The sequence below is a fragment of the Geodermatophilus sp. URMC 65 genome (assembly GCF_053502545.1).
Genome location: NZ_CP199954.1, coordinates 1604170 through 1630755, shown reverse-complemented (window position 1 = coordinate 1630755; position 26586 = coordinate 1604170). Strand labels below are relative to the sequence as shown.

Below are 26586 nucleotides of genomic sequence, written 5' to 3'. Positions count from 1 at the left end.
GCGGCCCGCGTGTCCCGAGCGACACCTCTCGCGGGGTTGGCGGACGTCCCGGTGGGGGAGGAGCAGGGCATGGCTGGACCCACGCGAGGATTCCTCGGTCGCCGTCGTGAGCGCGATCCCAGGCTGCCGCCCGGGCAGTACGACGTCGGCCGCGACTGGCCGGTGCTGACCGCCGAGCCCACGCCGCGCGTCTCGCCCGAGACCTGGAGCATCACCGTCGACGGCCGGGTGGAGCACCCGACGACGTGGACGTGGGACGAGGCGCACCGGCTGCCGCGCTCGGAGTACCGCGGCGACATCCACTGCGTCACGACCTGGTCGAAGTTCGACACCTGGTTCGCCGGCGTCAGCGTGGACACCCTGCTCGAGGCGGCCCGCCCCACAGCCGACGCGCACTTCGTCGTCGCGACGTCCAAGACCGGCTACACCACCAACCTCCCGCTCGAGGACGTCACCGGCGGCAGGGCGTGGGTGGTGTGGGAGTACGACGGCGGCCCGCTGCCCGTCGAGCACGGCGGCCCGGTGCGGCTGCTGGTCCCGCACCTGTACTTCTGGAAGAGCGTCAAGTGGGTCACCCGGCTGACGCTGCTGCAGCGCGACCAGCCCGGCTTCTGGGAGCAGAACGGCTACCACGACCGCGGCGACCCCTGGCGCGAGCAGCGCTACCAGGGTGACTGACGAAGGCCCCCCGGAAGGACCTCGCTGCCCCCCACCGCTCGCGAGCTCGCGGCGGGACCCTGCACCGAGGCCGTCGGACCCCTCGCAGGCTCGGGGCGAGCCTCGGGACGGGGCCGGACGGGGCTGGCGCACGGCCACGGTCGCAGGTGTCCGGCGGCCGGTGCCCGGGGCCGTGGAGCTGCGCCTCGACGTCCCCGACCGGGTGCAGCACCTGGCCGGCCAGCACTACGTCGTCCGGCTGACCGCCGAGGACGGCTACACGGCGCAGCGGTCCTACTCGGTGGCCTCCGCGCCCGGCGAGCCCCAGGTGGAGCTGTTCGTCGAGCGCCTGGACGACGGGGAGGTCTCCACCTACCTGGCCGACGTCGTCGAGCCCGGCGACCGGTTGGAGGTGCGCGGCCCGATCGGCGGCTGGTTCGTGTGGGACGGCGAGCGGCCGGCGCTGCTGGTCGGCGGCGGCACCGGCGTCGTCCCGCTGGTGGCCATGCTGCGGACCGCCCGCGAGCTCGGCCGCACCGACCTGCTGCGCATCGTCGTCTCCACGCGCACCCTCGCCGAACTGCCCTACGCCGACGAGCTGCTCGAGGCCGGCGCGCTCGTCGTCACCACCCGGGAGCCGCGCGGTCTGCGCCCGGCCGGGCGGCTGACCGCGGCGGACCTGCTGCCGTTGTGCGGACCGGGCCAGACCGCGTACGTGTGCGGGTCGGCCGGGTTCGCCGAGGCGGCCAGTCAGCTGCTCGTCGACCTCGGCGTCCCCGCCCCCGACATCCGGGTCGAGCGGTTCGGCGCGAGCGGGTGAACCTGCCCTCCTGAGGCTCCCGCCCGCGGGTTCCCCGGGGAGGATGGCGACGTGCACACCGAGGTCTGCCCGGTCGAGGCCGTCGACGACGAGCTCCGGGCGCAGCTGCTCACCTGCTGGACCGACGTGACCAACGCCGGCGGGTCGGTCGGCTTCGTCCCCCCGGTGACGGAGGCCGACCTCGCGCCCTACCTCGACGCGGTCATCGAGCGGGTGCACCAGGGGCGCGAGCTGATCGCGCTGCTGCGTGTCGACGGGGAGGCCGCCGGGTTCGCCGTCCTGTCTTTGCCGGTCAGCCCGCTGCGGCGGCACTGGGCCACGGTGCTGCGCGTCCAGGTGCGCCCGGAGCTGCAGGGCAAGGGCCTCGGGCGGGTGCTGATGGCCGGGGTGCACGACATCGCCCGGGAGCGGGGGCTGGAGTTCCTCCACCTCACCGCGCGCGGCGGCACCGGCCTGGAGGCGTTCTACCAGGAGCTCGGTTATCGGGAGTTCGGCCGGATGCCGGGGGCGATCCGCGTGGCGCCCGGCGACGACCGCGACGAGCTGCACCTCACCTGCCGGCTGTGATGACGCGGTGTCCGTCGGCCTGACCCCCGCCCCGGTCCGCTCCCCGCTCCGACCCCTGCTCACACGAGGAAGCAGGGGTGGAGGTCCGAGGGGGGTGCACCCACCGCGGACCGATCCCCGCCCACCGGTCGTCGCGGAGGCTCGACCGCTGCCCACAGGAGTGGCAGCGGTCGAGGTTCGGGGGTTCAGCGCACCACCGGGACTGGCGTCAGGCCAGCGGGTCGCGGCCGCCCAGCGTCCCCTCCGCCGAGAGCAGCGCGAGCCGGGCGAACAGCTCCTCGGCGTACCAGCCCTCCTGCGCGGTGCGGGTGACGACGGCGGCGTGCGGGGCGCGGTCGTAGGCGAAGGAGTTCAGCGCCGAGGCGGAGTCCCAGACGCTGAAGGTGCCCTGCAGCCCGAGCGGAGCCTCCCCGATGCCCAGGGCCATGCGCAGCCCCGGGCTCTCGTGCAGGTCGGCCGAGACCGGCGGGACGGCGCGCCAGAACGTGAGCGCCTTGCGCGGGGTGAGCCGGGCGCGGGTGACCGCGGCGACCGGGCCGTCCCAGCGCTGCGGCCAGGGCTTCCCGAAGGGCTCTTGCCGCGACCAGCGGCCGCGGGCGGCCAGCGGCCGCATCCGGGCGCTCCACTGCTCGTCGGCGATCCGCTGCCACCGGGCGACGACGTCGCCGGTCTCGAAGGCGGCGGCCGCGCGCTCGTCGTCCCACACCGCGAGCAGGGCCCAGCGGCGGGGGTCGGCGTCGCGCACGGTGAAGGTCCGGCCGGTGCCGGTGCCCAGCAGCTTCGCGAACCGCAGGCCGGGGCTGCGGCGCAGCGGACGCCGGTCGGTCGCCATCCGCAGCAGCGCGGTCGGCACCGACCGGCCCGGCACGCCCCACACGTGCAGGGTCGCCAGTCGTCGCGTGGTCACGGGTCCGATCCTCCCCGTCACGGACGGCTCGCGCCGCGTCGGGGCCGTCGTCGAGGACCCTGTCGAGCCGGGACCGCCGCTACCCTGCGTGCTTCCTGTGCTGCGGAACGGGGAGACTGGCATGGCCGACCAGACCGATCGCCGGCAGGACCTGCTGCTGCGGATCAACGCGCGCCGGGCGGGGGTCGAGGCATACCTGCGCCGGCGCCGACCCCGCGTCCGGCGGTGGGCCACGGTGACGCTCGTGCTCACCTCCCTGTCGGCGGTCTTCACCGCCGGGCCCGCGCTCGGCGGGGTGTCGTTCGCCCAGGCGGTCCAGAACCTGCTGGGCCTCGGGAGCACCTCGACGGTGTGGAAGACGCTCTGCTTGCTGGCGCTGCTGGTCTCGGTCGGCGCCACGGTCCTGACCAACATCACCAGGGCGCGCGACCCCGTCGCGGAACTCAGCGCGGTCGAGGCAGCCGACGCCGAACTCGAGGGGCTCGCCACGCTGCTGGAGTTCGGCACCCTCTCCGTCGATGACGGGGTGAAGCTCTACCAGCAGTACGTCACCAAGATCCCGTTCGTGGACGACGCGCCCGCCGTGGCCCGGCCGGGCTGAGCGACGCCGACGTGTGCGGCCGCGGGGAACTCGGGTAGCCCTCGTCCGGTCCCGCCTCCGCCCCGGACCCGGGAGCCGGCGGACCGCCCGAGAGGAGGCCTGCCGTGGCGCAGACCGCACGCGAGGAGCTGGGCGAGACCGACGCCCCGGTCGAGGACGAGGTGGTCCAGGCCTTCGACCGGATCGTCGACGAGGGCGCGCAGCGGCTGCACCGCAGCTGGCGGGAGGTGCTCACGACCGGTCTGGCCGGCGGGCTCGAGGTGGCCACCGGAGTGGTCGCGCTGCTGGCCGTCTACGCCGCGACCGGCAGTCACCTGCTGGCCGGGCTGGCGTTCAGCATCGGCTTCATCGCGCTGATGCTGGCCAAGAGCGAGCTGTTCACCGAGGGCTTCCTCGTGCCGGTGACCGCCGTCGTGGCCGGCCGGGCGAGCACCGGGCAGCTGCTCAAGCTGTGGGCCGGGACGCTGGTCGCGAACCTCGTCGGTGGCTGGCTGGTCATGTGGCTGGTCGTACACGGCCTCCCGGAGCTCGGTGCGACCGCGGTCGAGTCGGGCCGGACCTTCGTCGAGGCGCCGCTGGACCTCGAGGCGGTCTCGCTGGCACTGCTCGCCGGCGCCTTCATCACGCTGATGACCCGCATGCAGCACGGCGCCGACTCCGAGGCCGGCAAGCTCGCCGCGGCGGTGGCCGGGGCGTTCCTGCTCGCCGGCCTGGTGCTGTTCCACTCGATCCTGGACTCGCTGATCGTCTTCGGGGCCATCCACCACGGCGCCCCGTACGGCTACGGCGACTGGCTGGCCTGGTTCTGGTACACGACGCTGCTCAACGTCGTCGGCGGGCTGGTCGTCGTCACGTTCCTGCGGCTGGTGCGCAGCAAGGAGCTCATCCAGCGCGAGCGGTCCGCCGCCGGCCGCTGAGGACGCCGTCCCGCCGAGCCTCCCGCGGGACGCACGGTGCTCGCCACGCTCTCCGGCGTGATCGAGCTCGACGGCCGGCGCGGTCGGCCTCGGCGTCGCGCTGGTCGAGCGCCGCGACGTCTAGGTCGCGAAGGCGGCCGCGTGGAAGGCGCGGAACACCCCCGGCGGCTCCGGTGAGGACCACATCTGGTTGGTGAGCAGGACCGCGCTGGTCCCGGTCGCCGGATCGGTCCACCAGGAGCTGCCCAGGCCGCCGTCCCAGCCGTACGAGCCAGCGGAGCGGCCGCCCGGTTCGGCCCCCTGCAGGGTCCCGCCGCGAGCGAGCGGTGGGGAGCAGGGGGTCCTTCTGCGGTGCGGCGGACGCCGATCCCCAGCCCCCAGCCGCCGCCCTCGTCGTCCACCGGGCCGACCTGGTCGGTCGTCATCGCCCGCACCGTCTCCTCGTCGAGCACCCGTCCGCCGGTCGGCGTGCGGCCTCCGGCGGCCAGCATCCCGGCGAACGCGGCCAGGTCGTCGACGGTGGAGACCAGCCCGTCGCCTCCGTCGGCGAAGGCAGGGGGACGCGCCCACTGACCGTCCGGCGGGTCGTAGACCTCCCGGCTGCCGTCCTCGACGGGTGGGGTCCAGTGCGGCCCGAACCGGTCGCGGGCGTGCTCGGGCACGGCGAAACCGGTGTCGGGCATGCCGAGGGGGTCCAGCACGCGCTCGCGCAGCACCTCGGGCAGCGGTCGGCCGGCGGCCCGCGCCGCGAGGACGCCCAGGACGCTCGCCCCGACGTGGTGCAGCCACCGCTCACCAGGCTGGTACGCCAGCGGGACGGTGGCCAGCCGGCGCAGCCACTCGTCCGGACCCGGCGCGGCCTGCGGGGCCGGTGGGCCGGCCGGCAGGCCGGCGTCGGCCAGCGCGGCCACCGCCGGCGACGGCCAGGGGACGGTGAAGTCCAGGCCGAGGCCCAGCCGGGACGTCAGGACGTCGCGCGCGGTGATCGCCCGGCGGGCCGGCACCGTCCCCGCGAGGGCGTCGGCCGGATCGGCGAGCACCACCCGGTCGGCCAGCTCGGGCAGGTGGGCGTCCACCGGCTCGTCGAGCGCCAGCGTGCCGTCGTCGACCAGGGACAGTGCAGCAGCGGCCACCACGGGCTTGGTGGTCGAGGCGATCCGGAAGACGGTGTCCGGCCGGACCGGGTCGTCCGCGCCCGGCGTGTGCGTCCCCGCCGCACCGCGGGCGACCTTGCCCCCGCGGGCCACCCACCAGGCCGCGCCCGGCACCTCCCCGGCGGCCACCGCACCGGCCACCGCTGCCTCGGCGTCCTCTGCCAGCCCCACGTCGCCTCCCCGGTCCCGGTCCCTGGTCGTTCGACCGGGGACCGGCCGCGGACTCATCGCCCGGCGGCCGCCCGGCGGACCGCGGTCAGGTACCGCTCGGTGGCCAGCCGCTGGACCAGCGTGCTGACCGGCCCGCCGAGGCGGGCCAGCGGCGAGGCCAGCCGGGCGAACACGCGCAGCGTGAAGACGACGTCCCCGCCGGGCTCGAGCCGCACGAGGAACGCCTCCTCGCCGCTCTCCGGGTGGCCGGGCAGCGTGCCGTAGGCGAAGCCGCGCTCGTCGCCGGTCGTCTGCGCCCACACCACGCGGCAGGGGATGTCGTAGCCCAGCCGTGGCAGCCCCGCCGTGAGGACGACGACGGTGCCCGGCTCGCCCGCCGGCCCGGTGGCTCGCACCCGCAGGCCGACGCCGCGCTGCATCCGCCAGTCGAACACCGCCGCCGCGGCCCGCTCGAAGGTCGCCGTCCCCGAGCCGACGACCACCGCGCGCTCGACGGTGCCGTAGCCGGCCGGCAGCGCCGGCTCCCGCGTCCCGCCCACCTCCGGGTAGGTGAACGGGACGTCGGTCAGGTCGGCAGGGTCGGTCGCACGGAGGAGGCCCACGTCCGCAGTGTCCCCGGCGACACCGCGGACCGGCGGTCTGCCCGCCGGTAGGGTCGCGGCCACTGTGCTGCCCGCCGTCACCGCCACCCGCTACGTCACCCCGCTGCGCGAGGGTGGCTCGCTGCCGGGGCTCATGGAGGCCGACGACCTGGGCACCTACGTCGTCAAGTGGCGGGCCGCCGGGCAGGGCGTGAAGGTGCTCGTCGCCGAGGTGGTCTGCGGCGAGCTGGCCCGGGCGCTGTCGCTGCCGGTGCCGGCGCTGGTGACCGTCGACGTGGCGCCCGAGCTGGCGGTGGGGGAGCCCGACGTCGAGGTGCAGGAGCTGCTGCAGCGCTCGGCCGGGGTCAACCTGGGGCTGGACTACCTGCCCGGGGCGCTGGACTTCGAGGCCGGTGCCGACGGCGTCGACCCGGAGCTGGCCGGCCGGGTCCTCTGGTTCGACGCGCTGGTCGGCAACGTCGACCGCTCCTGGCGCAACCCCAACATGCTCTTCTGGCACGGCCGGCTCCAGCTGATCGACCACGGGGCCGCGCTGACCTTCCACCACAACTGGTCCGGTGCGGCCGCCGCGGTGGCCCGCCCGTACGACGCCGCGCAGCACGCGCTGGTCGAGTGCTCGCCCGACGTCCGCGCCGCCGACGCGGCGCTGGGCGCGCGGGTCACCCGGCCGCTGCTGGAGGCGGTGCTGGCGCAGGTACCGGACGACTGGCTGGAGGGCCCGTCCCCGGACGACGCCCCGGACGCGGTGCGCACCCGCTACGTCGACCAGGTGCTGGCCCGGCTGGCCGCCCGCGACGCCTGGCTGCCGCCGCTGGTGACCACCGCGGCCGCGGGCGGGTCGCGCCGCAGGGCACCGCGGGGGGAGAACCGGCCGTCGTGGCTGGGCCCGCCACCGCCGGCAGGGATGAGCCAGCGGTGAGCCGCGAGACCTTCGAGTACGCCGTCCTGCGGGTGGTGCCGCGGGTGGAGCGCGGGGAGTCGCTGAACGCCGGCGTCCTCGTGTACTGCCGGCAGCGGGACTACCTCGGCTCCCGGGTGCACCTGGACACCGACCGGCTGCGCGCCCTGGACCCCACCGCCGACGCCGAGGCGATCCGCCGCGCGCTGCAGGCCGCCGCCGACGTCTGCGCCGCCGACCCCGCCTCGGGCGCCGCCGGGCGGGAGGCGCTGGGCTCGCGGTTCCGCTGGCTCACCGCACCGCGCAGCACCGTCGTCCAGGCCGGGCCGGTGCACACCGGGCTGACCGACGACCCGGACGCCGAGGCCGACCGGCTGCTGGACCTGCTGGTCCTGCCCGTAACCAGGTCCTGACCATCCGTACCCCGGTCCGGGTGAACGGCAGGTGACGAGCGGCTTCACGAGACCCATGCCCGCGCGTCATGCGGGCGTCGGTGCGCCCCGTTAGCGTCCGGGCACCGACGTCTCCCAGAGCCGAGGACCCGATGACGGACATCTCCAACTCCCGCCGCCGCCTCTTCCTGCCCCTGCTCAACTCGGTCCGTCACGGCACTCGCAGCCACACGACCTGCTACTACAAGTGCGGCAACGCGTGCGACGCGGCCGTGCCGAACCGGACGGACAACCCCACGTTCGAGTCCGTCGTCCAGACGGCCCTCAGCCGGCGCGCCCTGCTCAAGGCGGCCGGCGCCGGGGCCCTCGTGGTGGCCGCGGGCCCGCTGTTCCCGGAGTCGGCGGCGGCCGCGCCGGGACGCGGTGGCGCGGCCGGGGACGGTGCCCTCACCTTCGAGCCGGTCGAGCAGAACTTCCTCGACGAGCTCGTCGTCCCGGCCGGTTACGCCTCCGCCGTCGTGATGCGCTGGGGGGACCCGGTCGAGGAGGGGGCGCCGGAGTTCGACGTCGACGCCCAGACCGCCGAGGCGCAGGCCAAGCAGTTCGGCTACAACTGCGACTTCATCGGGTTCCTGCCGCTCGGGCGCGGGCGAGCGCTGCTCGTCGTCAACCACGAGTACACCAATGAGCAGCTCATGTTCTCGGGGGTCGCCGAGGAGGAGGCGCCCACAACCGACGAGCAGAAGCGCGTCGCGATGATGGCCCACGGCATCTCCGTGGTGCAGGTCCAGCGGCAGGGCGACTCGGGTGTGTGGCTGCCGACCCCCGAGCGCGACCGCAACCGGCGGATCACCGCCTCGACTCCCTTCCGGGTCACCGGGCCCGCCGCGGGGTCGGAGTACCTGCGGACGACGGCCGACCCCGAGGGCCGCACCGTCCTGGGCACGCTCAACAACTGCGCCGGCGGCATCACCCCCTGGGGCACGACGCTGCACGGGGAGGAGAACTTCAACCAGTACTTCGGGACGTCCGCGCCGATCACCGAGGACCCGCGGGAGCCCCGCCTGGGCCGGTACAGCGTCAGCGCCGAGGACTCGGCCGGTCGACGGTGGGAGGCCGTCGACCCGCGGTTCGACCTGGCGCAGGAGCCCAACGAGGTCAACCGCTTCGGCTGGGTCGTCGAGGTCGACCCCCACGACCCCACCTCGACCCCGCGGAAGCACACCTCCCTGGGGCGCTTCAAGCACGAGACCGCCAACGTCCGCATCGCCGAGGACGGCCGGGTCGTCGCCTACTCCGGGGACGACGAGCGCTTCGACTACATCTACAAGTTCGTGTCGAAGAAGAAGTACTGCGAGGGCGACGACCGCGCGACGCGGGCGCACAACATGACGCTGCTCGAGGAGGGCGACCTCTACGTCGCCCACTTCGGCGGCGACTCGCCGGCCGCGGAGATCGACGGCAGCGGCACCCTGCCCGCCGACGGCGAGTTCGACGGCACCGGCCGGTGGGTCCCGCTGGTGCAGGACGGCCGCTCGATGATCCCGGGCAAGGACGTCGCCTGGGTGCTGACCTTCACCCGGCTGGCCGCCGACCGCCTGGGCAAGCAGCTCGACGCCAACGGGGACTTCCCCGACCCGGCCAACCCGGTGGTGGTCGACCCGGGGCAGGTCCCCACGAAGATGGACCGGCCGGAGGACATCCAGGTCAACCCCGTCAACCAGCGGGTGTACGCCGCCCTGACGAACAACTCGAACCGGACCGGTCAGGACGGGCGGCCCGGGGCGGACGAGGCCAACCCGGTGAGCCGGTCGTTCGCCTTCGACGCCGAGGACGGCCGGTACGAGGAGCGTCCCGGCAACCGCAACGGCCACGTCATCGAGTGGGAGGAGACCGGCTCGATCGCCGGGGACACCTTCTCCTGGCGGGTCTTCATCCTGGCCGGCAACCCGGAGGACCCCGGGACCTACTTCGCCGGCTACGACAAGTCCCAGGTCAGTGCCATGTCCTGTCCGGACAACCTGGAGTTCGACCCGGCCGGCAACCTGTGGATCTCCACCGACGGCACCGTGCTGTCGACCCGCAACCAGGAGGCGGGCACCATCGGGGGCACGAACGACGGGCTCTTCGCCGTCCCGACCGAGGGCGCGGAGCGCGGGCACCTCAAGGCCTTCCTCACCGTGCCGATCGGTGCCGAGTGCAGCGGCCCGATGATCCCCCGGGACGGACGGTCGGTGTTCGTGTCCGTCCAGCACCCGGGCGAGACCACCGGCTCGACGCGGGACACCCCCACGAGCACCTGGCCCGACCGGCTGGACGAGCGGCCGTTCCCGCGGCCCAGCGTGGTGGTGGTCGCCCGCGAGGACGGCGGCCGCGTCGGCAGCTGAAGCGGCCCCGCTGCAGGGTCCGCGCCGAGCGTGCGGACGTGGCGGGCAGGGGGTCTTCAGCCGGGGAAGAGCTCGTCGACCCGGCGGGCCAGCTGGAGGTCGAGCTCGGTGACCCCGCCCGCGGAGTGGGTCACCAGCGTCAGGTGCAGGGTGCGCCAGCGCAGGTCGACGTCGGGGTGGTGGTCCACCTGCTCGGCCACGAACGCGATGCGCACGAGCGCGGCGACGGCGTCCGGGAAGCCGGGCAGCTCGACGCTGCGGCGGATGCCCGCGCCGTCCCCCGACCACAGCGGCAGGCCGGAGAGGGCGGCGGTCAGCTCGTCGGGGGAGAGGCGGGGCGGTCGGGGCACGGGCCCATCCTGCCGCCCTGGCACGGCCTCGTTCCAGGGGCCCACGGCGTACGGCCCCGTCCCGAGGCTCGCCCTGCGCTCGCGAGGGGTGAGGAGGACGGGGTCCTTGCAGCGTGGGGTGGGACGAGGTCCTTCAGAGGTGCAGCCCGCACTCCGTCTTGCCACGGCCGGCCCACCGACCGGCGCGCGCGTCCTCGCCCGGGGCCACCGGGCGGGTACACGGGGCGCAGCCGATCGAGGCGTAGCCGATCTCCTGCAGCGGGTTGACCGGGACCTGGTGCTCGGCGACGTAGGCGTCGACGTCGTCCTGCGTCCAGGCGGCCAGCGGGTTGACCTTCACCATGCCGCGCTTGGCGTCCCAGTCGACGACCTTCGTGCCCGCCCGGGTGGGCGACTCGTCCCGGCGGACGCCCGAGCCCCACGCCGCGTACCCGGCGAGGGCCTTGGCCAGCGGCTGCACCTTGCGCAGCGAGCAGCACAGGTCGGGGTCGCGGTCGTGCAGCTGCGCGCCGTACTCGGCGTCCTGCTCGGCGACGGTCTGCTCGGGCAGCACGTTGACCAGCGTGATCGGCATGACCCCGCTGACCCAGTCGCGGGTGCCGATGGTCTCGGCGAAGTGGTAGCCGGTGTCGAGGAAGACCACGTTGACGCCTGGGACCGCCCGCGACGCCAGGTGGGAGAGCAGCCCGTCGGCCATGGAGGAGGTGACCGCGAAGTCGTCTCCGAAGGTCTCCCCGGCCCAGCGCAGGACGGCCAGCGCCTGCTCGACGGGGTCGGCGATCCCCTCGAAGCGGGCATCAGCCGCTGCGGCGAGCTCCGGCGTGGGCCGGACGGCGGTCGTCATGGTCGGTGCACTCCTGTCCCGGTGAGCCGGACGGTGAAGGTCCGCAGGCAAGCGGCGCAGTGCCACTCGCTCCCGTCCCCGTGCGGGGTCAGCTCCTCGTCCCCGCAGTACGGGCAGAAGAACACGGGCAGCTGCCGTGCCCTTCCGCCGGCACCTGCGGACTCCTCCGTCACAGCAACCAGGACTCCTCCGCCCGCGCCACGTAGGCGGCGAACCGCTCGCCGGGCTCGCGGCGCTCGAGGTAGCCGCGCAGCACCCGCTCGCAGTAGTCGGCGGTCTCGGCCTTGGTCACCTTGTGGCCGCGGAACTTGCGGCCGAAGGCGGCCTCGGTGCCGAGGTGGCCGCCCAGGTGCACCTGGAAGCCCTCGACCATCTCGCCGCTGTCGTCGCGCACCATCGAGCCCTTGAAGCCGATGTCGGCGGTCTGGAACCGGGCGCAGCTGTTCGGGCAGCCGTTGACGTTGATGCCGATCGGCTCGTCGAAGTCCGGCAGCCGCTTCTCCAGCTCGGCGTAGAGGTCCTGGGCGTGCTGCTTGGTCTCGACGATCGCGAGCTTGCAGAACTCCAGGCCCGTGCAGGCCATCGTGCCGCGGCGGAAGGCGCTCGGGCGGACCAGCAGGTCGTGCTCGGCGAGCGCGGCGACGAGGTCCTCGACCCGCTCGTCCGGCACGTCCAGGATGACCATCTTCTGCTGCGTCGTCGTCCGGGTGCGGCCCTGCCCGTACTCGTCGGCGAGGTCGGCGATCCGGGTGAGCAGGCTGCCGGTGATCCGGCCGGTGCGCAGCGCGAAGCCGACGGCGTTGGCGCCGTCCTTCTGCCGGGCGACGCCGACGTGGTCGCGGGACTCGTGCTTCGGCGGAGCCGCAGCCGGCCCGTCGGGGAGCGCCTCGTGCAGGTACTCGTCCTCCAGCACCTGGCGGAACTTCTCCGGGCCCCAGTCGGCCATGAGGAACTTGATGCGAGCGCGGTTGCGCTGCCGGCGGTAGCCGTAGTCGCGGAAGATCGAGGTGCAGGCCGCCCAGACGTCGGTCACCTGGTCGGGCCGCACGAAGACGCCGACCCGCTGGGCGAACATCGGGTTGGTCGACAGCCCGCCGCCGACCCACAGGTCGTAGCCGGCCTCGCCGTCGGCGTTGCGCACGCCGACGAAGGAGACGTCGTCGATCTCCGGCTCGGTGCAGTGGTCGACGCAGCCGGACATCGACGTCTTCCACTTGCGCGGCAGGTTGCTGAACTCGGGGCTGCCGACGTACTTGGCCACGGTCTCCGCCATGACGTCGGAGGCGTCGAGGACCTCGTCCTCCAGGACGCCGGCCAGCGGGCAGTTCAGCATGCCGCGGGGGGTGTCGCCGCAGGCCTCGGTCGTGGTGAGGCCGACCTCCTCGAGCCGGCGCCAGATCTCGGGGACGTCCTCGATGCCGATCCAGTGGTACTGGATGTTCTGCCGGTCGGTGACGTCGGCGACGTCGCGACCGAACTCGGTGCTGATGCCGCCGATGGTCCGCAGCTGCGCGCTGGTCAGCGCCCCGCCGTCGGTCCGCACCCGCATCATGAAGTAGGAGTCCTCGAGCTCCTCGGGCTCCAGCACGGCGGTCTTCCCGCCGGGGATGCCCTGGGCCCGCTGGGTGTAGAGCCCCATCCACCGCATGCGGCCGCGCAGGTCGCTCGGGTCGATGCCCCCGAAGCCGGTGTGCGCGTAGATGTCGAGGATGCGCTGGCGGACCTCGAGCCCGTCGGAGTCCTTCTTCATCCGCTCGTTGGGGTTGAGCGGCTCCCGGTAGCCCAGCGCCCACTGGCCCTGGCCACGCTGGGGCCTGTTGCTCGTGCGGGGAGTGGTCACGGTGGCACTTCCTTCTGCGCCGGCCGTCGCGGCGCCGGACCGGACGGGATGGGCGCTGCCGGATCGGGAGGCGCAGCGGGTGCTGCGGGGGACCGGGGTCAGCGCGCGGGGCGACAGACCGCGCTGCTGACCAGCGCGAGGTCGATGTGACGGCGCGCGACGAGGAGGAGGGCGCGACCGGTCACGCCCCCATGGTCCCACACGCGGCGGGGCCGGAGGAGTGTGACTCAGGAGACAGGCGCGACGGCCCCGTCCATCGCCTCCCGGATGCGGGCGACCGACTCGGGCAGCGGGGTGACCGAGGTGTCGATGACGACCTCCGCGCGTGCCGGCGGCTCGTACGGGTCGTCGATGCCGGTGAACCCGGTGATCTGCCCGGAGCGCGCCCGCGCGTACAGGCCCTTGACGTCGCGGCCCTCGCAGACCTCCAGCGGCGTGGACAGGTGCACGAGCACGAACCGGCCGTGCCGCTCGACCAGCGCCCGGGCCGCCTCGCGTGCGGCCTCGTAGGGCGCGATCGCCGCCACGACCACGGTGCCGCCGTGCTTGACGACCTCGCCGGCGACGAAGCCGATCCGGCGGATGTTGAGGTCGCGGTCCTCGCGGGAGAAGGAGAGCTCGCTGGACAGGTGGGTGCGGACGACGTCGCCGTCGAGCACCGTCACCGGCCGGCCCTCGGCCTCCAGGTCGGCGACCAGCGCGTCGGCGATCGTGGACTTGCCGGCCCCGGAGAGGCCGGTGAGGAACACGGTGACGCCCGGGCGCGGCTCAGCTGGCATGCCGCCAGTCTCGCCCAGCGCCTCGCGGCCCCGCCGCCCCGCCCCCGGCTCGCCGTCGCCGGCGGAGACCCGTACCCGGACCTGCCCGGCTGGCTGCGGACCTACTTCCTGTCGCTGACCGTGCTCGACCCGCTCGCCGCCCTCCTGCTGGCGGGGCGCCGGCGCAGCGGCGTCGTCCTGGCGGTCGCGGTGCTGGTGTCGGACGCCGTGGCCAACGGGTGGGCCAACCACGCGGTGGACCCGACGGACGGGCTCACGGCCGGACGGGTGGGCCACGGGCTGGTCACCCTCGTGGCGGTCGGTCTGCAGTGGCCACGCCGGGTCTGTGGCGCGCCACGGCCCCCCTCAGTCGCCTGTCGACCCGTCGCTGAAGGAGCGCCACGCCTCCTCGAGCGCGGCCAGCTCGGCGACCGGCGACGGCAGCTTGCCGGCGACGACGTCGGCGAGGGTGACCTCCTCGAGCACCCGCCGGTAGGCCTCCCGCGCGGCCACCCACACCGAGGCCAGCGGGACGGCGGTGCCCGAGTACTCGACGTCCTCCGGACGCTGGCCGTGCACCTCGGCGAGAAAGCCCTGCTCGACGCGCATCACGCGGGCGATGGAGACCTCGGAGGGCGGCAGGGCCAGGCGGTAACCGCCCTCGCGGCCGCGCTGGCTGGTGACCAGCCGGGCGTGCTGGAGGTCGCCGAGGATCGACTGGAGGAACCGGGAGGGGATGCCCTGGGCCGCGGCGATGCGGTCGCAGGTCAGGGCTCCGGGTGCCGCCGCGGCCAACTCCACGGCGGCCCGGACGGCGTAGTCGACCCGGGCGGTGATGCGCACGGCCGCCAGTCTGCCCTGTCTGGGAGGGTGACACCGTGTCTCAGCTGCGTTTCACCACCTTGGTGGAGGCGCCGCTGACCGTGGCCTTCGACGTCGCCCGCGCCCTCGGCCGCCCCTGGCCGGTGCCGCTGGAGGAGGTCGTGTCGGTCCGTCCGACCCGCGACGTGTACGCCGTGGGACCCGGCCGCGGCTGGCGTTGGCTCACCCACTCCCGCCGGTTCACCGCCACCGGCGCCGGCACGCTCGTCGAGGAGCAGGTCGACTGGGCCACCGCGCTGCCGCGCCCGCTCGGGCGGGTGGTGGACCCGCTGCTGCGGCGGCCGGTGCTCCGCGCGATGCGGGCCCACCTCGACGGCTACGCGGCCGCGGCGGCCCGGCGCGCACTCGACGTCGTCCAGGTGGTCGGCGCCGCGCTGGTGGACGGCGACCGGGTGCTCGTGGCCCAGCGGTCGGGCGGGCCCTACGACGGCTGCTGGGAGTTCCCCGGCGGCAAGGTCGAACCGGGGGAGCAGGAGCTCGCCGCGCTGGTCCGCGAGATCGGCGAGGAGCTCGGCGTGGCCGTCGTCCCCCGGGCGTTCCTGGGCGAGGTGGTGCTCGACGGCGTGGTCGCCGGCGGGCTGCCCGGCGCGTCGACGCTGCGGGTGTGGTGGGGCCGGGTGCAGCCCGGCAGCGAGGTGACCGCGCACGAGCACAGCGAGCTGCGCTGGCTGGGCGCCGACGAGCTCGAGTCGCTGGACTGGATCCCCGCCGACCGGCCGCTGCTGCCCGCCGTCCGCGCGCTGCTGGCCCGGCCGGGGCCGGACTGACCGTGGCCGGTCGCGGGACGCTGCACCACGTCGAGCTGTGGGTCGCCGACCTCGCCGCCGCGGAGGCGTCGCTGGGCTGGCTGCTCGCGGAGCTGGGGTGGGCGCCGGAGCGGTCGTGGCCGTGGGGGCGGTCGTGGCGGCTGGGGGAGACCTACGTCGTCCTGGAGAGCGGGCCCGACGTCGTCGAGGGGGTCCACGAGCGCCGTCGGCCGGGGCTCAACCACCTGGCCTTCAGCGTGCCGACCGGCGCCGAGGTGGACGCGCTCGTCGCCGCGGCCGGACGGCGGGGCTGGTCGCTGCTGTTCGCCGACCGGCACCCGCACGCGGGCGGCCCGGAGCACTACGCGGCCTACCTGGAAAACGCCGCCGGGTTCGAGGTGGAGCTGGTCGCCGAGAGCTGGTGACCGGGGGAGCGGGTCCCGTCCGGGCGGGTGCCCGGACGGGACCCACGGCTCACTTGAAGACGTCCTTGACCTTCTCGCCGGCCTGCTTGAGGTTGCCCGAGGCCTTGTCGGCCTTGCCCTCGGCCTGCAGGTCGCGGTCGCCGGTCGCCTCGCCGACGCTCTCCTTGCCCTTGCCCGAGAGCTCCTCGGCCTTGTTCTTCATCTTGTCGACGCCGCTCATGTGAACTCCTCTCCTCGGTCCCATCGGGGTACCCGCGCACGAGGCACCTGACACGCCGGGGCGGTGAGGGCGGAAGACGTCCGGCGGGACCCGCATCCGGGCGGAAGTCCTCAAGAACGGGGCGACCTGGGCGGTGGCAAGTGCGATTCCACCCTGTGGGATGCTGACTCGAGGTCACAAGTCGGTGACGGTCGTGGACGCCCTTCGCGGAGCGCGCCTAGGGTCCCCGCTCGTACCGGGTTGACTCGGTGTGCCCGCACGACCCCGGCCGCCCGTCCGCGGACGCCCGGCTGCCGGCGAACCAGTCCGTTCCCCCCGCGAAGCGGGACGAGGGAGGCATTGCACGTGAGGTTGAGCAAGCGCTTCGCTGCGCTCATCGCGACCGGCCTGTCCGGCGCGATGGTCCTGTCCGCCTGTGGTGGTGGCAGTGACGACGGCGGCTCCGGCGGTGGCGGTGGCGGCGAGGGCGGGGGCACCTTCACCGCCTACATCAACGAGCCGAAGAGCCCGCTCGTCCCCGGCAACACCACCGAGAGCGAGGGCGCCAAGGTCATCGCCGCCCTCTGGACCGGTCTCGTGGGCTACTCCCAGGACGGTCAGGTGGAGTACACCGGTGTCGCGGAGTCGATCGACTCCACCGACAACCAGAACTGGACGATCACGCTCAAGGACGGCTGGACCTTCCACGACGGGACGCCGGTCGACGCGCAGTCCTACGTCGACGCCTGGAACTACACCGCCAACCCGGCCAACGCGCAGGACGGCGGTTCCTACCTGTCCCGCATCGCAGGCTTCCAGGAGCTGCAGGACGGCGCCGCCCAGACGCTGAGCGGGCTGCAGGTGGTCGACGACCGCACCTTCACGGTGCAGCTGAGTGCCCCGTTCCGGCTGTTCCCGGCGGTCGTCGGCTACAACTCGTTCGACCCGCTGCCCGACGCCTTCTTCCAGGACCCCGAGGGCTTCGGCACCCGCCCGATCGGCAACGGCCCGTTCCAGGCCGACAGCGACTACGTCCCCGGCCAGGGCATCACCCTGACCAGGTACCAGGACTACGCCGGCGAGGACGCGGCCCAGGCCGACGGCATGGAGTTCATCGTGTACGCGGACCAGGCCACCGCCTACACCGACGCCCAGGACGGCAACGTCGACATCGTCGACGTCATCCCGCCCGACGTCATCGAGTCGGCCCGAGACGCGTTCGGGGACGGCTTCATCGAGACCGAGGTCTCGCAGATCACCTACCTCGGCTTCCCGACCTACGACCCGCGCTTCGCCGACCCGCGGGTGCGCCAGGCCATCTCGATGGCCGTCGACCGGCAGGCCATCTCCGACGCCATCTTCTCCGGTACCCGCACCCCGGCCGACTCGTTCATCTCGCCGGTCGTCGACGGCTACCGCGAGGGTTCCTGCGAGTTCTGCACGTTCGACCCCGACCGGGCCAACCAGCTGCTCGACGAGGCCGGCTTCGACCGCAGCCAGCCGCTGAACCTGTGGTTCAACGCCGGCGGCGGTCACGACGCCTGGATGGAGGCCGTGGGCAACCAGCTGCGGCAGAACCTCGGCGTGGACTTCTCGCTGCAGGGCAACCTGGACTTCTCCCAGTACCTGCCGCTCGGTGAGCAGAAGGGCTGGACCGGCCCGTACCGCTATGGCTGGAGCTTCGACTACCCGGCCGCGGAGAGCTACCTGACCCCGCTGTTCACGCCGTCGTCGTTCCCGCCGATCGGCTCGAACTACAGCTTCTACTCCAACCAGCAGGTGGTGGACCTGATCGCCCAGGGCGACCAGGCGGCCAGCGAGGACGAGGCCATCGCCGACTACCAGCAGGCGGAGGACATCATCGCCCAGGACATGCCGATGGCCCCGCTGTTCTTCACCAAGATCCAGAGCGTGCACACCGACCGCGTGGACAACGTCCGGATCGACCTGTTCCAGCGTCCGGTCTGGTCCGAGGTCACCGTCACCGGCTGACGGCCGAGCAGGACCGCACCACCCGCCGGGGGCGCCCGTCCGAGCAGGACGGTCGCCCCCGGCGGCGCGCGTGTGCCGCCCAGCGGGCACGATGAACCCCGTGTCACCGGCGGAGCCCGGCGGCACGACGACCCGAGGGGGAACATGGGCCGCTACGTCGCGCGCCGCCTCTTGCTCACCATCCCCGTGCTGCTCGGCGCGTCCTTCCTGATCTTCGGGATGGTGTACGCCCTCCCCGGTGACCCCATCCGGGCACTCGCCGGGGACCGCCCCGTCTCGCCGGCGGTCGTCGAGGTCCTGCGCGAGCGCTTCCACCTGAACGACCCGCTGTGGGTGCAGTACTGGGAGTACCTCAAGGGCCTGTTCCGGGGGGACCTGGGCACCGACTTCCGCGGCCGGCCGGTCCTCGACACGATCGAGCGGACCCTGCCGGTCACCGTCAAGCTGGCCCTGGTGGCCATCGTCTTCGAGGCCGTCATCGGTCTGGTCGCCGGTGTGCTCGCCGGCATCCGGCGCAACAGCGTCTTCGACAACCTCGTGCTGGTCTCGACCACGCTGATCGTCTCGATCCCGATCCTCGTGCTGGCCTTCGTCGCCCAGTTGCTGTTCGGCCTCAAGCTCGGCTGGTTCCCCATCGCCGGGACGCGCGAGGGGCTCTACGGCTACCTGCTCCCGGGCCTGGTGCTGGCGTCGGGCTCCCTGGCCTACGTGGCCCGGCTGACGCGCACCAGCGTCGCGGAGAACCTGCGCGCCGACTACGTCCGGACGGCTCGGGCCAAGGGGCTGCCCAACCGGACGGTGATCGTCCGGCACACCCTGCGCAACAGCCTGATCCCGGTCGTCACGTTCATCGGAGCCGACATCGGCACGCTGCTCGGCGGCGCCATCGTCACCGAAACGGTGTTCAACCTGCCCGGCATCGGACGGGAGGTCTTCGACTCCGTGCGTGCTCAGGAGGGTGCGGTCGTCGTCGGCATCGTGACGCTGATGGTCGCCTTCTTCATCTTCTTCAACCTGGTGGTCGACGTGCTCTACGCCGTCCTCGACCCGAGGATCCGCTATGACTGATCAGCAGCACCTGGACCTGCGGCACGACGAGGTCGAGGCCGGCACCACCACCGGGCTGGCCAGCCCGTCGGTCGACGTCACCGAGTCCCGGCAGAACAGCTTGTGGAGCGACGCCTGGGGCGAGCTCAGGCGCAACCCGCTGTTCTGGATCGGCGCCGTGCTGTGCCTCCTGTTCGTCCTCATGGCGATCGTGCCCCAGCTGTTCGCCCGGGGCGCCGACCCGCGGGCCTGCGACCTGGCCAACTCCAAGGCCCTGCCCTCGGCCGACCACTGGTTCGGCTACGACGTGCAGGGCTGCGACTACCTGGCCAACGTCGTCTACGGCGCGCGCAACTCGCTGATCATCGGTGTCTTCGCCGTCGTGGTCGTCCTCGTCCTGGGCGTCGTCGTGGGCGCCATCGCCGGTTACTTCGGCGGGCTGACGGACGGGGTGCTGTCCCGGATCGCCGACATCTTCTACGCGCTGCCCCTGATCCTCGGCGCCCTGGTGCTCCTGCGAGTGGGGCCGGCCACCGACATCCCGATCATCAACAGCCGGGGACCAGGGGCGGTCGCCCTGGCCCTTGCGCTGTTCGGCTGGATGACAGCGATGCGGCTGGTGCGGTCACAGGTCATCGCGGTGAAGAGCTCCGACTACGTGGCGGCGGCCCGGGCCATGGGGGCGTCGCACAGGCGGATCCTGGTCCGGCACATCCTGCCGAACGCGGTGGCGCCGGTGCTCGTCTACACGACCATCACGATCGGCGTGCTCATCGCCGCGGAGGCGACGCTGACGTTCCTCGGCGTCGGGCTGCAGCGGCCGGCGATCTCCTGGGGACTGCAGCTCGCGGCCGGGCGTGACTCGATCCGCAGCGCCCCGCACCTGGTGCTGTTCCCCAGCATCATCCTGACCCTGACCGTGATGGCGTTCGTGATGATGGGTGACGCCCTGCGCGACGCCCTCGACCCGAGGCAGCGCGCATGACCCGACCCGACCTGTCCGCCTCGCCCGTGCCCGGCGCCGGCGTGGGCACGCCCGTGCTCGAGGTCGACGACCTGCACGTGGAGTTCCGCACCCGCTCCGGTGTGGTGAACGCCGTCAACGGCATCAGCTACAGCCTCGCCGAGGGGGAGACCCTGGCCATCCTCGGCGAGTCCGGCTCCGGCAAGTCGGTCTCGGCTCAGGCGATCATGGGGATCCTCGACAGCCCGCCAGCGGTCATCACCGGCGGGGGGATCCACTTCCAGGGCGACGACCTGCTCCAGCTCCCGCCCGAGGAGCAGCGGAAGGTCCGCGGTCCGGGGATCGCGATGATCTTCCAGGACGCGCTGTCCTCGCTGAACCCCGTCTACAGCGTCGGATACCAGATCGGCGAGATGTTCCGCGCGCACCGCGGGATGTCGAAGCGGGACGCGAAGAAGCGCGCGATCGAGCTGATGGACCGGGTCCGCATCCCCGCGGCCGCGTCCCGGGTGGACGACTACCCGCACCAGTTCTCCGGCGGCATGCGCCAGCGGGTCATGATCGCGATGGCGATCGCCCTCGACCCGCGGGTGCTCATCGCCGACGAGCCCACCACCGCCCTCGACGTCACGGTGCAGGCGCAGGTCATGGACCTGCTCAAGGACCTGCAGCGCGACACCGGGATGGGCCTGATCCTCATCACCCACGACCTGGGCGTGGTCAACGAGGTCGCCGACAACGTGGCGGTCATGTACGCCGGCCGGATCGTCGAGCGCGGCACCGTCGACGACGTCTTCGGCAACCCGGCGCACCCGTACACCGACGGCCTCATGAGCTCGGTCCCGCAGGTGGAGGCCAAGGGCGGCCGGCTGCAGCCGATCGTCGGGCAGCCGCCGAACCTGGCGGCGATCCCCAGCGGCTGCCCGTTCCACCCGCGGTGCTCGCGCCGCCGGCTGGGGGCCGCGGCAGCACCCGGCCGCGAGTGCGCCACCGACATCCCGCCGCTGCGCCTGGTCGTCCCGGGCCGCGAGGCGGCCTGCCACTACAGCGAGGAGGTCCTCGGTGTCTGAAGCCACGACCGGCGCGACCGCCGCATCCACCCCCGGCGAGAAGCTGCTGGAGATCCGGGGCCTGAAGAAGTACTTCCCGCTGACCCAGGGGATCGTCTTCAAGCGGACCATCGGTCACGTCCGAGCCGTGGACGGCGTCGACCTGACCATGCACCGCGGTGAGACCGTGGGCCTGGTCGGCGAGTCCGGCTGCGGCAAGTCGACGGTGTCGAAGCTCCTGGTGGCGCTGGAGAAGCCGACCGACGGGCAGATCCTCTACAAGGGCCGCGACGTCGCGAAGATGAACGGCCGCGCACTGAAGGCCTACCGGCGCGAGGTCCAGATCATCTTCCAGGACCCGTACGCCTCGCTGAACCCGCGGATGACCGTCGGCGACATCGTCGCCGAGGGGTGGTCGGTGCACGCCGACGTCGCCCCGAGGAAGGGCCGGCTGCAGCGCACCCAGGAGCTGCTCGACCGCGTCGGACTCAACCCCGACTACGTCAACCGCTACCCGCACCAGTTCTCCGGCGGGCAGCGGCAGCGCATCGGCATCGCCCGGGCGCTGGCGCTGCGGCCCGAGGTGATCGTCTGCGACGAGCCGGTGTCGGCCCTCGACGTCTCGGTGCAGGCGCAGGTCGTGAACCTCCTGGAGGACCTGCAGGACGAGTTCGGCCTGTCCTACCTGTTCATCGCGCACGACCTGTCGGTGGTCCGGCACATCTCCGACCGGGTCGCGGTCATGTACCTCGGCAGCGTGGTGGAGGAGGGCACCGACGCGCAGGTCTACGGCTCGCCGTCGCACCCCTACACGCAGGCGCTGCTGTCCTCGGTGCCGCTGCACGAGCCGCACCTGCGCGGGCAGAAGGACCGGATCCTGCTCCAGGGCGACGTGCCCAGCCCCGCGAACCCGCCGTCGGGCTGCCGGTTCCGCACCCGCTGCTGGAAGGCCCAGGACATCTGCGCCCAGGAGGCGCCGGCGCTCGTCGACCGCGGCCAGGGCCACCCCTCGGCCTGCCACTTCGCCGAGGCCCGCACGGTCGTCCCCGTCGACGCCGAGTGAGGGGATGACACCGTCCTCCCGGACGACGGACGTCCCGCAGTCGATCATGGGGTTGGTGCCGGTGGCCACGGCGTGTCCGGCCGTGTCGCTCGCTCCAACCCCATGATCGACTGGTGGAGGGGGCGGGCGTGACGGCGTCGTCCTCCGCGATCGCGGGCGTTGCAGGATGGAGCGCGTGACGCCCTCCCGCCGCATGCTCCTGGTGCACGCCCACCCCGACGACGAGACGATCAACAACGGCGCCACCATGGCCCGCTACGTCGCCGAGGGCGCCTCGGTCACCCTGCTCACCTGCACCCTGGGTGAGGAGGGCGAGGTGCTCGTCCCCGAGCTGGAGCTGCTGGCCGCCGACCACGCCGACCAGCTCGGCGGGTACCGGATCAGCGAGCTGAGCGCGGCCATGGCGGCCCTCGGGGTCGCCGACTGGCGCTTCCTCGGCGGCCCGGGGCGCTACCGCGACTCCGGGATGATGGGGACGCCGGCCAACGACAAGCCCCGCGCCTTCTGGCAGGCCGACCTCGACGAGGCGGTCGCGCACGCCGTCGCCGTCGTCCGCGAGGTGCGGCCGCAGGTCGTCGTCACCTACGACGAGAACGGCGGCTACGGCCACCCCGACCACATCCAGGCCCACCGCGTCGCCATGCGTGCCGTGGACGCCGCCGCCGACCCCGCCTACCGCCCCGACCTCGGCGCGGCGTGGGAGGTCGCGAAGGTCTACTGGTGCTGCGTGCCGCGCTCGGTGATGCGGCAGGGCATCGAGGCGATGGCCGCGCTGGGGGAGGCCTCGCCGTTCGAGTCCCTGGGCGAGCTCGACGACGTGCCCTTCGCCGTCCCCGACGAGCTGGTCGCCGCGGCGGTCGACGGGCGGGCGCACGCCGGGCGCAAGGACGCCGCGATGCGCGCGCACGCCACCCAGATCACCGTCGACGGCCCGTTCTTCGCGCTGTCGAACAACCTGGGCCAGGAGGTCCTCGGCACCGAGTACTACCGGCTGGTGCGCGGCCAGCGGGGTCCGGCGGTGACGCGGGAGGGCTGGGAGGACGACCTGTTCGCCGGTCTGGACGCGTGATCCGGAGGCTCGGGGCGGCCCTGCTGGTCACCGTGCTGGCGGCGTGGCTGGCGCTGGTCGAGGTCTTCTGGCTGCCGCTGCGGGTGTTCGGCGTCCCCGTGCCCGTGTCCGTGGTGGCCGCGGTCGTCGGCAACCTGCTGCTGGTCGGCCTGGCCGCGCGGCTGACCGGCTCCCGTCTCGGCGCGGTGCTGCCCGCCGTGGTGTGGCTGGTCGTCGCGGTGGGCGCCAGCCTGCGCCGTCCCGAGGGCGACCTGCTGCTCACCGGCGGCGGCGTCCTCGGGTTCCTCTCGCTGGCCTTCCTGCTGGCCGGGGTCGTGGCCGCGGCCTTCGCCGTCGGCAAGGTGCTCGCCGCGCCGCGGGCGGGCGCGGACCGGCCGTCCTGACGTCGGACCCGGTCAGGACACCACCGCGTCGACCGGCCGGCCGGCCAGCCAGGACACCAACCGGTCGGCCGGCATGGGGCGGGCGATGTGGTAACCCTGCGCCACGTCGCAGTTCCACCGACGCAGGGCGTCGAGTGCAGCCTCGTCCTCCACGCCCTCGACCACCATGGTCATCCCGAGGTCCCGGCTCAGCTGCAGGGTGCTGCGCACGATCGCGGCCGCCTTCGCGTCCGTGGTGAGGGAGGAGACGAAGCTGCGGTCGAGCTTGAGCTCGTCGACGGGCAGCGCGCGCAGGTAGGCCAGCGACGAGTAGCCGGTGCCGTAGTCGTCGATCGACAGCCGGACGCCGAGCCGGCGCAGCGCCGCCATCACCTGCTGACTGCGCGCCGCGTCGGCCATGAGGACGTCCTCGGTGATCTCGAGGACGAGCGCGTCCGCGGGGACGCCGTACGTGTCCAGCAGGAGCTGCACCTGTTCCGGCAGCTCGACGTCCTGCAGGTTGGAGACCGACAGGTTGACCGCCATGGACAGCGAGTGCCCAGCCGCGCGCCAGTCGCGCAGGTCCCTGATGGCCCGCTCCAGCACCTGCAGCGCCAGCCGCCGCATGAGCCCTGCCTGCTCGGCCAGCGGTAGGAACGCACCGGGGGCGAGCAGCCCCCGCTCGGGGTGCTGCCAGCGGACGAGCGCCTCGACGCCGGTGACCCGGCCGGTGCGCAGGTCCAGTTTCGGCTGGTAGTGGTTGTCCAGCTCCTCGGCTTCCAGCGCCACGCGCAGGTCTTCCAGGGTCTGCAGACGGGTGCGCGAGCCGGTGTCCGCGTCGGGTCCCCACACCTCGAAACCGTGCCGGCCCCGCTTGGCTCCGTACATGGCGGTGTCGGCCCGGGCCAGCAGGAGGGAGCGGTCACGGCCGTGGTCCGGGCACAGCGAGATGCCGATGCTCGCGTCGACGGTCAGCGACATCCCGTCGAGGACGAACGCCTCGTGCAGCACGTCCCCGATCCGGACGGCCACCTCCCGGGCGCGGGCCTCGTCGGCATCCGGCAGCAGGACGGCGAACTCGTCGCCGCCCATCCGGGCCAGGAGGTCGCCCGGCCCCAGGGCCTGCTCCAGACGCGGACCGACGAGGGACAGCAGGTCGTCGCCGACGGTGTGACCGAAGCTGTCGTTGACCTCCTTGAACCGGTCCAGGTCGATCATCACGACCGCGCACCGGCGGTCGCCGGTGCCGTAGACGGTGCGCTCCAGCTCCTCGGTGAACCGGCGCCGGTTGGCCAGGCCCGTGAGCGGGTCGTGGTGGGCGTCCCGGGCCAGCTGCTGCAGACGCAGCTGCTCGACCTCGCGCAGCTTGGCGGCCTCCACCACCAGGGAGCCCTCCAGGGCGACCTGCCGGACGCCCTCCTGCATCGCCGGGGACCACTGCAGGGGCGACTCGATCGCGCCGGACACGACCAGGCCGAGCAGCCGGTCGCCGGACAGCAGGGGCACGCTGACGTAGGAGCGCAGCCGCAGCGCGGCGACCAGCCGGGGGTCGAGCAGGTCGCTGGCCTCGGCGTCCTCGACGAAGACCGGACGGCGGTCGCGCACGGTCACCCGCCACAGGGGGACGTCGTCCGCCGCGCTGCCCACGACGCGCTCGGTGATCACCTGCCGGTGCTCGTCCGACCAGTCCAGGTGCTGGACCGACTGCACGATGCCGTCGTCGTCGACGAGGTAGGCGGCGCTGCGCTCGGTGCCGGTCAGGTCCTGCACGGCGCGGGCCAGGACCTCCGCCGCCTCGTCCGCCCCGATGGCCCCGGAGCCGTCGACCAGCATCTGCCGGACGGCGCGGGCCGTGCGCAGCGAGGCCGCGCGGGCCTCATTGGTCCGGGCCTGCTCGATCACGCTGCCAAGGTGGGCGCCGGCGGCGGCAGCGAGCCGACGGACGTCCTCGGAGAAGGGGCGCAGCCGGGTGCTGTCGAGCGTGAGGACGCCCGAGACGTGCGGCCGGCGGCCCAGCGGGACGGCGAAGGCCGAGGCGATGGAGAACTCGTCCGCCCACCAGCCCGCCAGCAGTTCGGAGTCCCGGTCGGCGGCCAGCGGCTGACCGGTGCGGAGCACCACCTCGGCCAGCTCGAGCGGGACCGGGGCGTTGCGGAACAGCCGCCAGGTCTCGGCGTCGCGACGCCCGTCGGCGTAGCTGGCCATGCGCGGGACCAGGCGGTCGTCCTCGAGCAGGAACACGCACGCGCGCTCCGCCTCGCCGAGTTCGGCCAGCAGCTCGCAGGCCGCCGCGAGCAGGTGCTCGGTCGACTCGGCCCGGGCGGCGGTCTCGATCAGTCCGAGCAGCACCTCTGCCTGCGCCAGCCGCCGGGTCTCCGACCGGCGCGTCCATGCCGCTGACAGCGCACGGGCGATGGCCGGCGCGGCCTGCTCGACACGCTCCCCGGCCGCCGCGGCCGGCTCGACGGTGAGCACCCCGACGACCCGGTCGCCGAACAGCAGCGGCTCGCCGTGGACCGATCGGACGCCGAGCCGCGCGGCGATCCCGGGCGCGATGGCATCGGGGTCCCCGTCCTCCACCCGCACCGGCCGGCGGTCGTGCACCACGGCCGACATCAGGGGGGAGCCGGCCACCGGCACCGCGTGGTGCAGCACGAGGGGCCCCGAGCCCGGCGTCGTCTGGGCCGACACCGACTGCCGGTAGGCCACGACCGTCTCGGTCGTGGCCTCGTACACCCACACGACGACCCGGGCCGCGCGGACCTGCTGCCGCACGCGGGTCAGGAGCCGTTCGACCGCGGTCTCTGCGTCGTACGGGGCCGACGCTTTGGCAGTGAGGAGCCTGGCAACGGACACGTCTCCGGTGTCGGCCGTCGTCGCACGGGTGTTGAGCCGGCCGACCCGCTCTGCCCCCAGCGGGTGA

Annotated in this window: 26 protein-coding genes and 1 pseudogene; 17 read left to right on the top strand and 10 right to left on the bottom strand. The window is 73.7% G+C overall.

Annotated elements, in window-relative coordinates; genetic code table 11:
* Positions 1–69: 69 nt before the first annotated feature.
* From ACWIX7_RS07900 to ACWIX7_RS07890, 3 genes are all read left to right on the top strand, one after another.
* The gene (locus ACWIX7_RS07900; RefSeq protein ID WP_448620998.1) at positions 70–678 is read left to right on the top strand and encodes a sulfite oxidase-like oxidoreductase; all 609 of its coding nucleotides are present in this window, start codon (positions 70–72) and stop codon (positions 676–678) included.
* 160 nt (positions 679–838) lie between these two features.
* Complete coding sequence (locus tag ACWIX7_RS07895) at positions 839–1477, top strand: FAD-binding oxidoreductase (RefSeq protein WP_448620997.1); 639 nt, start codon at positions 839–841, stop codon at positions 1475–1477.
* Positions 1478–1528: 51 nt separating this feature from the next.
* Positions 1529–2044 carry a GNAT family N-acetyltransferase gene (locus ACWIX7_RS07890; protein ID WP_448620996.1) on the top strand — a complete coding sequence of 172 codons (516 nt, stop codon included), beginning with the start codon at positions 1529–1531 and terminating at the stop codon, positions 2042–2044.
* A 208-nt stretch (positions 2045–2252) separates the two neighbouring features.
* On the opposite strand, the gene ACWIX7_RS07885 is transcribed toward ACWIX7_RS07890, so the two are convergent.
* A complete protein-coding gene (locus ACWIX7_RS07885) occupies positions 2253–2951 on the bottom strand; it encodes a monooxygenase (RefSeq protein WP_448620995.1) in 699 nt (232 codons plus the stop codon).
* Between the two features lie 121 nt (positions 2952–3072).
* On the opposite strand from ACWIX7_RS07885, the gene ACWIX7_RS07880 reads away from it, so the two are divergent.
* Together ACWIX7_RS07880 and ACWIX7_RS07875 are read left to right on the top strand one after the other, a co-directional pair.
* Positions 3073–3552 (top strand): hypothetical protein, encoded by a 480-nt coding sequence (locus ACWIX7_RS07880; RefSeq protein ID WP_448620994.1) that lies wholly within the window; start codon positions 3073–3075, stop codon positions 3550–3552.
* Positions 3553–3656: 104 nt separating this feature from the next.
* On the top strand, positions 3657–4469 hold the full coding sequence (locus ACWIX7_RS07875) for a formate/nitrite transporter family protein (RefSeq protein WP_448620993.1): 813 nt from the start codon (positions 3657–3659) through the stop codon (positions 4467–4469).
* A 365-nt stretch (positions 4470–4834) separates the two neighbouring features.
* Here ACWIX7_RS07875 and ACWIX7_RS07870 read toward each other — a convergent pair.
* Positions 4835–5851, bottom strand: a pseudogene (locus ACWIX7_RS07870) (serine hydrolase domain-containing protein); the annotation flags it as partial.
* Positions 5848–6396 carry a DUF1990 family protein gene (locus ACWIX7_RS07865; protein WP_448620992.1) on the bottom strand — a complete coding sequence of 183 codons (549 nt, stop codon included), beginning with the start codon at positions 6394–6396 and terminating at the stop codon, positions 5848–5850. The pseudogene ACWIX7_RS07870 and the gene ACWIX7_RS07865, both read right to left, overlap by 4 nt.
* Before the next feature lie 64 nt (positions 6397–6460).
* Here ACWIX7_RS07865 and ACWIX7_RS07860 point away from each other — a divergent pair, with 64 nt between their 5' ends.
* The 3 genes from ACWIX7_RS07860 to ACWIX7_RS07850 all read left to right on the top strand — a co-directional run bounded on the left by ACWIX7_RS07860 (position 6461) and on the right by ACWIX7_RS07850 (position 10073).
* A complete protein-coding gene (locus tag ACWIX7_RS07860; RefSeq protein WP_448620991.1) occupies positions 6461–7315 on the top strand; it encodes a HipA family kinase in 855 nt (284 codons plus the stop codon).
* Positions 7312–7707 carry a DUF3037 domain-containing protein gene (locus ACWIX7_RS07855; protein WP_448620990.1) on the top strand — a complete coding sequence of 132 codons (396 nt, stop codon included), beginning with the start codon at positions 7312–7314 and terminating at the stop codon, positions 7705–7707. The genes ACWIX7_RS07860 and ACWIX7_RS07855 overlap by 4 nt, the downstream gene beginning before the upstream one ends.
* Positions 7708–7838: 131 nt before the next feature.
* Entirely contained in the window at positions 7839–10073 is a 2235-nt protein-coding gene (locus ACWIX7_RS07850; protein WP_448620989.1) for a PhoX family protein, read from the top strand.
* A 56-nt stretch (positions 10074–10129) separates the two neighbouring features.
* Here ACWIX7_RS07850 and ACWIX7_RS07845 read toward each other — a convergent pair whose 3' ends face one another.
* The 5 genes from ACWIX7_RS07845 to ACWIX7_RS07825 form a co-directional block, all read right to left on the bottom strand.
* Entirely contained in the window at positions 10130–10423 is a 294-nt protein-coding gene (locus tag ACWIX7_RS07845) for a 4a-hydroxytetrahydrobiopterin dehydratase (RefSeq protein ID WP_448620988.1), read from the bottom strand.
* A 133-nt stretch (positions 10424–10556) separates the two neighbouring features.
* Positions 10557–11267, bottom strand: a complete 711-nt coding sequence (locus ACWIX7_RS07840; protein ID WP_448620987.1) for a phosphoadenylyl-sulfate reductase — start codon at positions 11265–11267, stop codon at positions 10557–10559.
* Positions 11268–11436: 169 nt separating this feature from the next.
* On the bottom strand, positions 11437–13107 hold the full coding sequence (locus ACWIX7_RS07835; RefSeq protein WP_448620986.1) for a nitrite/sulfite reductase: 1671 nt from the start codon (positions 13105–13107) through the stop codon (positions 11437–11439).
* Between the two features lie 227 nt (positions 13108–13334).
* On the bottom strand, positions 13335–13886 hold the full coding sequence (gene cysC, locus ACWIX7_RS07830; protein WP_448620985.1) for an adenylyl-sulfate kinase: 552 nt from the start codon (positions 13884–13886) through the stop codon (positions 13335–13337).
* A 345-nt stretch (positions 13887–14231) separates the two neighbouring features.
* The gene (locus ACWIX7_RS07825; protein WP_448620984.1) at positions 14232–14708 is read right to left on the bottom strand and encodes an RrF2 family transcriptional regulator; all 477 of its coding nucleotides are present in this window, start codon (positions 14706–14708) and stop codon (positions 14232–14234) included.
* 35 nt (positions 14709–14743) lie between these two features.
* Here ACWIX7_RS07825 and ACWIX7_RS07820 point away from each other — a divergent pair, with 35 nt between their 5' ends.
* Together ACWIX7_RS07820 and ACWIX7_RS07815 are read left to right on the top strand one after the other, a co-directional pair.
* Positions 14744–15514, top strand: a complete 771-nt coding sequence (locus tag ACWIX7_RS07820; RefSeq protein ID WP_448620983.1) for an NUDIX domain-containing protein — start codon at positions 14744–14746, stop codon at positions 15512–15514.
* A 2-nt stretch (positions 15515–15516) separates the two neighbouring features.
* On the top strand, positions 15517–15918 hold the full coding sequence (locus ACWIX7_RS07815) for a VOC family protein (RefSeq protein ID WP_448620982.1): 402 nt from the start codon (positions 15517–15519) through the stop codon (positions 15916–15918).
* A gap of 49 nt (positions 15919–15967) precedes the next feature.
* On the opposite strand, the gene ACWIX7_RS07810 is transcribed toward ACWIX7_RS07815, so the two are convergent.
* Entirely contained in the window at positions 15968–16138 is a 171-nt protein-coding gene (locus tag ACWIX7_RS07810; RefSeq protein ID WP_448620981.1) for a CsbD family protein, read from the bottom strand.
* A 345-nt stretch (positions 16139–16483) separates the two neighbouring features.
* On the opposite strand from ACWIX7_RS07810, the gene ACWIX7_RS07805 reads away from it, so the two are divergent.
* The 7 genes from ACWIX7_RS07805 (at position 16484) to ACWIX7_RS07775 (ending at position 23684) form a co-directional block, all read left to right on the top strand.
* Positions 16484–18109, top strand: coding sequence for a peptide ABC transporter substrate-binding protein (locus ACWIX7_RS07805; RefSeq protein ID WP_448620980.1), 1626 nt, complete (start codon positions 16484–16486; stop codon positions 18107–18109).
* A 144-nt stretch (positions 18110–18253) separates the two neighbouring features.
* Positions 18254–19177, top strand: a complete 924-nt coding sequence (locus tag ACWIX7_RS07800) for an ABC transporter permease (protein ID WP_448620979.1) — start codon at positions 18254–18256, stop codon at positions 19175–19177.
* On the top strand, positions 19170–20141 hold the full coding sequence (locus tag ACWIX7_RS07795; RefSeq protein WP_448620978.1) for an ABC transporter permease: 972 nt from the start codon (positions 19170–19172) through the stop codon (positions 20139–20141). Before ACWIX7_RS07800 ends, ACWIX7_RS07795 begins: the two co-directional genes overlap by 8 nt.
* A complete protein-coding gene (locus ACWIX7_RS07790; protein ID WP_448620977.1) occupies positions 20138–21190 on the top strand; it encodes an ABC transporter ATP-binding protein in 1053 nt (350 codons plus the stop codon). The genes ACWIX7_RS07795 and ACWIX7_RS07790 overlap by 4 nt, the downstream gene beginning before the upstream one ends.
* On the top strand, positions 21183–22232 hold the full coding sequence (locus ACWIX7_RS07785) for an ABC transporter ATP-binding protein (protein WP_448620976.1): 1050 nt from the start codon (positions 21183–21185) through the stop codon (positions 22230–22232). Before ACWIX7_RS07790 ends, ACWIX7_RS07785 begins: the two co-directional genes overlap by 8 nt.
* Before the next feature lie 175 nt (positions 22233–22407).
* Positions 22408–23301 (top strand): N-acetyl-1-D-myo-inositol-2-amino-2-deoxy-alpha-D-glucopyranoside deacetylase, encoded by an 894-nt coding sequence (mshB, locus tag ACWIX7_RS07780; protein ID WP_448620975.1) that lies wholly within the window; start codon positions 22408–22410, stop codon positions 23299–23301.
* Positions 23298–23684 carry a hypothetical protein gene (locus ACWIX7_RS07775; RefSeq protein ID WP_448620974.1) on the top strand — a complete coding sequence of 129 codons (387 nt, stop codon included), beginning with the start codon at positions 23298–23300 and terminating at the stop codon, positions 23682–23684. The genes mshB and ACWIX7_RS07775 overlap by 4 nt, the downstream gene beginning before the upstream one ends.
* 12 nt (positions 23685–23696) lie before the next feature.
* Here ACWIX7_RS07775 and ACWIX7_RS07770 read toward each other — a convergent pair whose 3' ends face one another.
* Positions 23697–26519, bottom strand: coding sequence for a bifunctional diguanylate cyclase/phosphodiesterase (locus tag ACWIX7_RS07770; RefSeq protein WP_448620973.1), 2823 nt, complete (start codon positions 26517–26519; stop codon positions 23697–23699).
* Positions 26520–26586 lie beyond the last annotated feature (67 nt).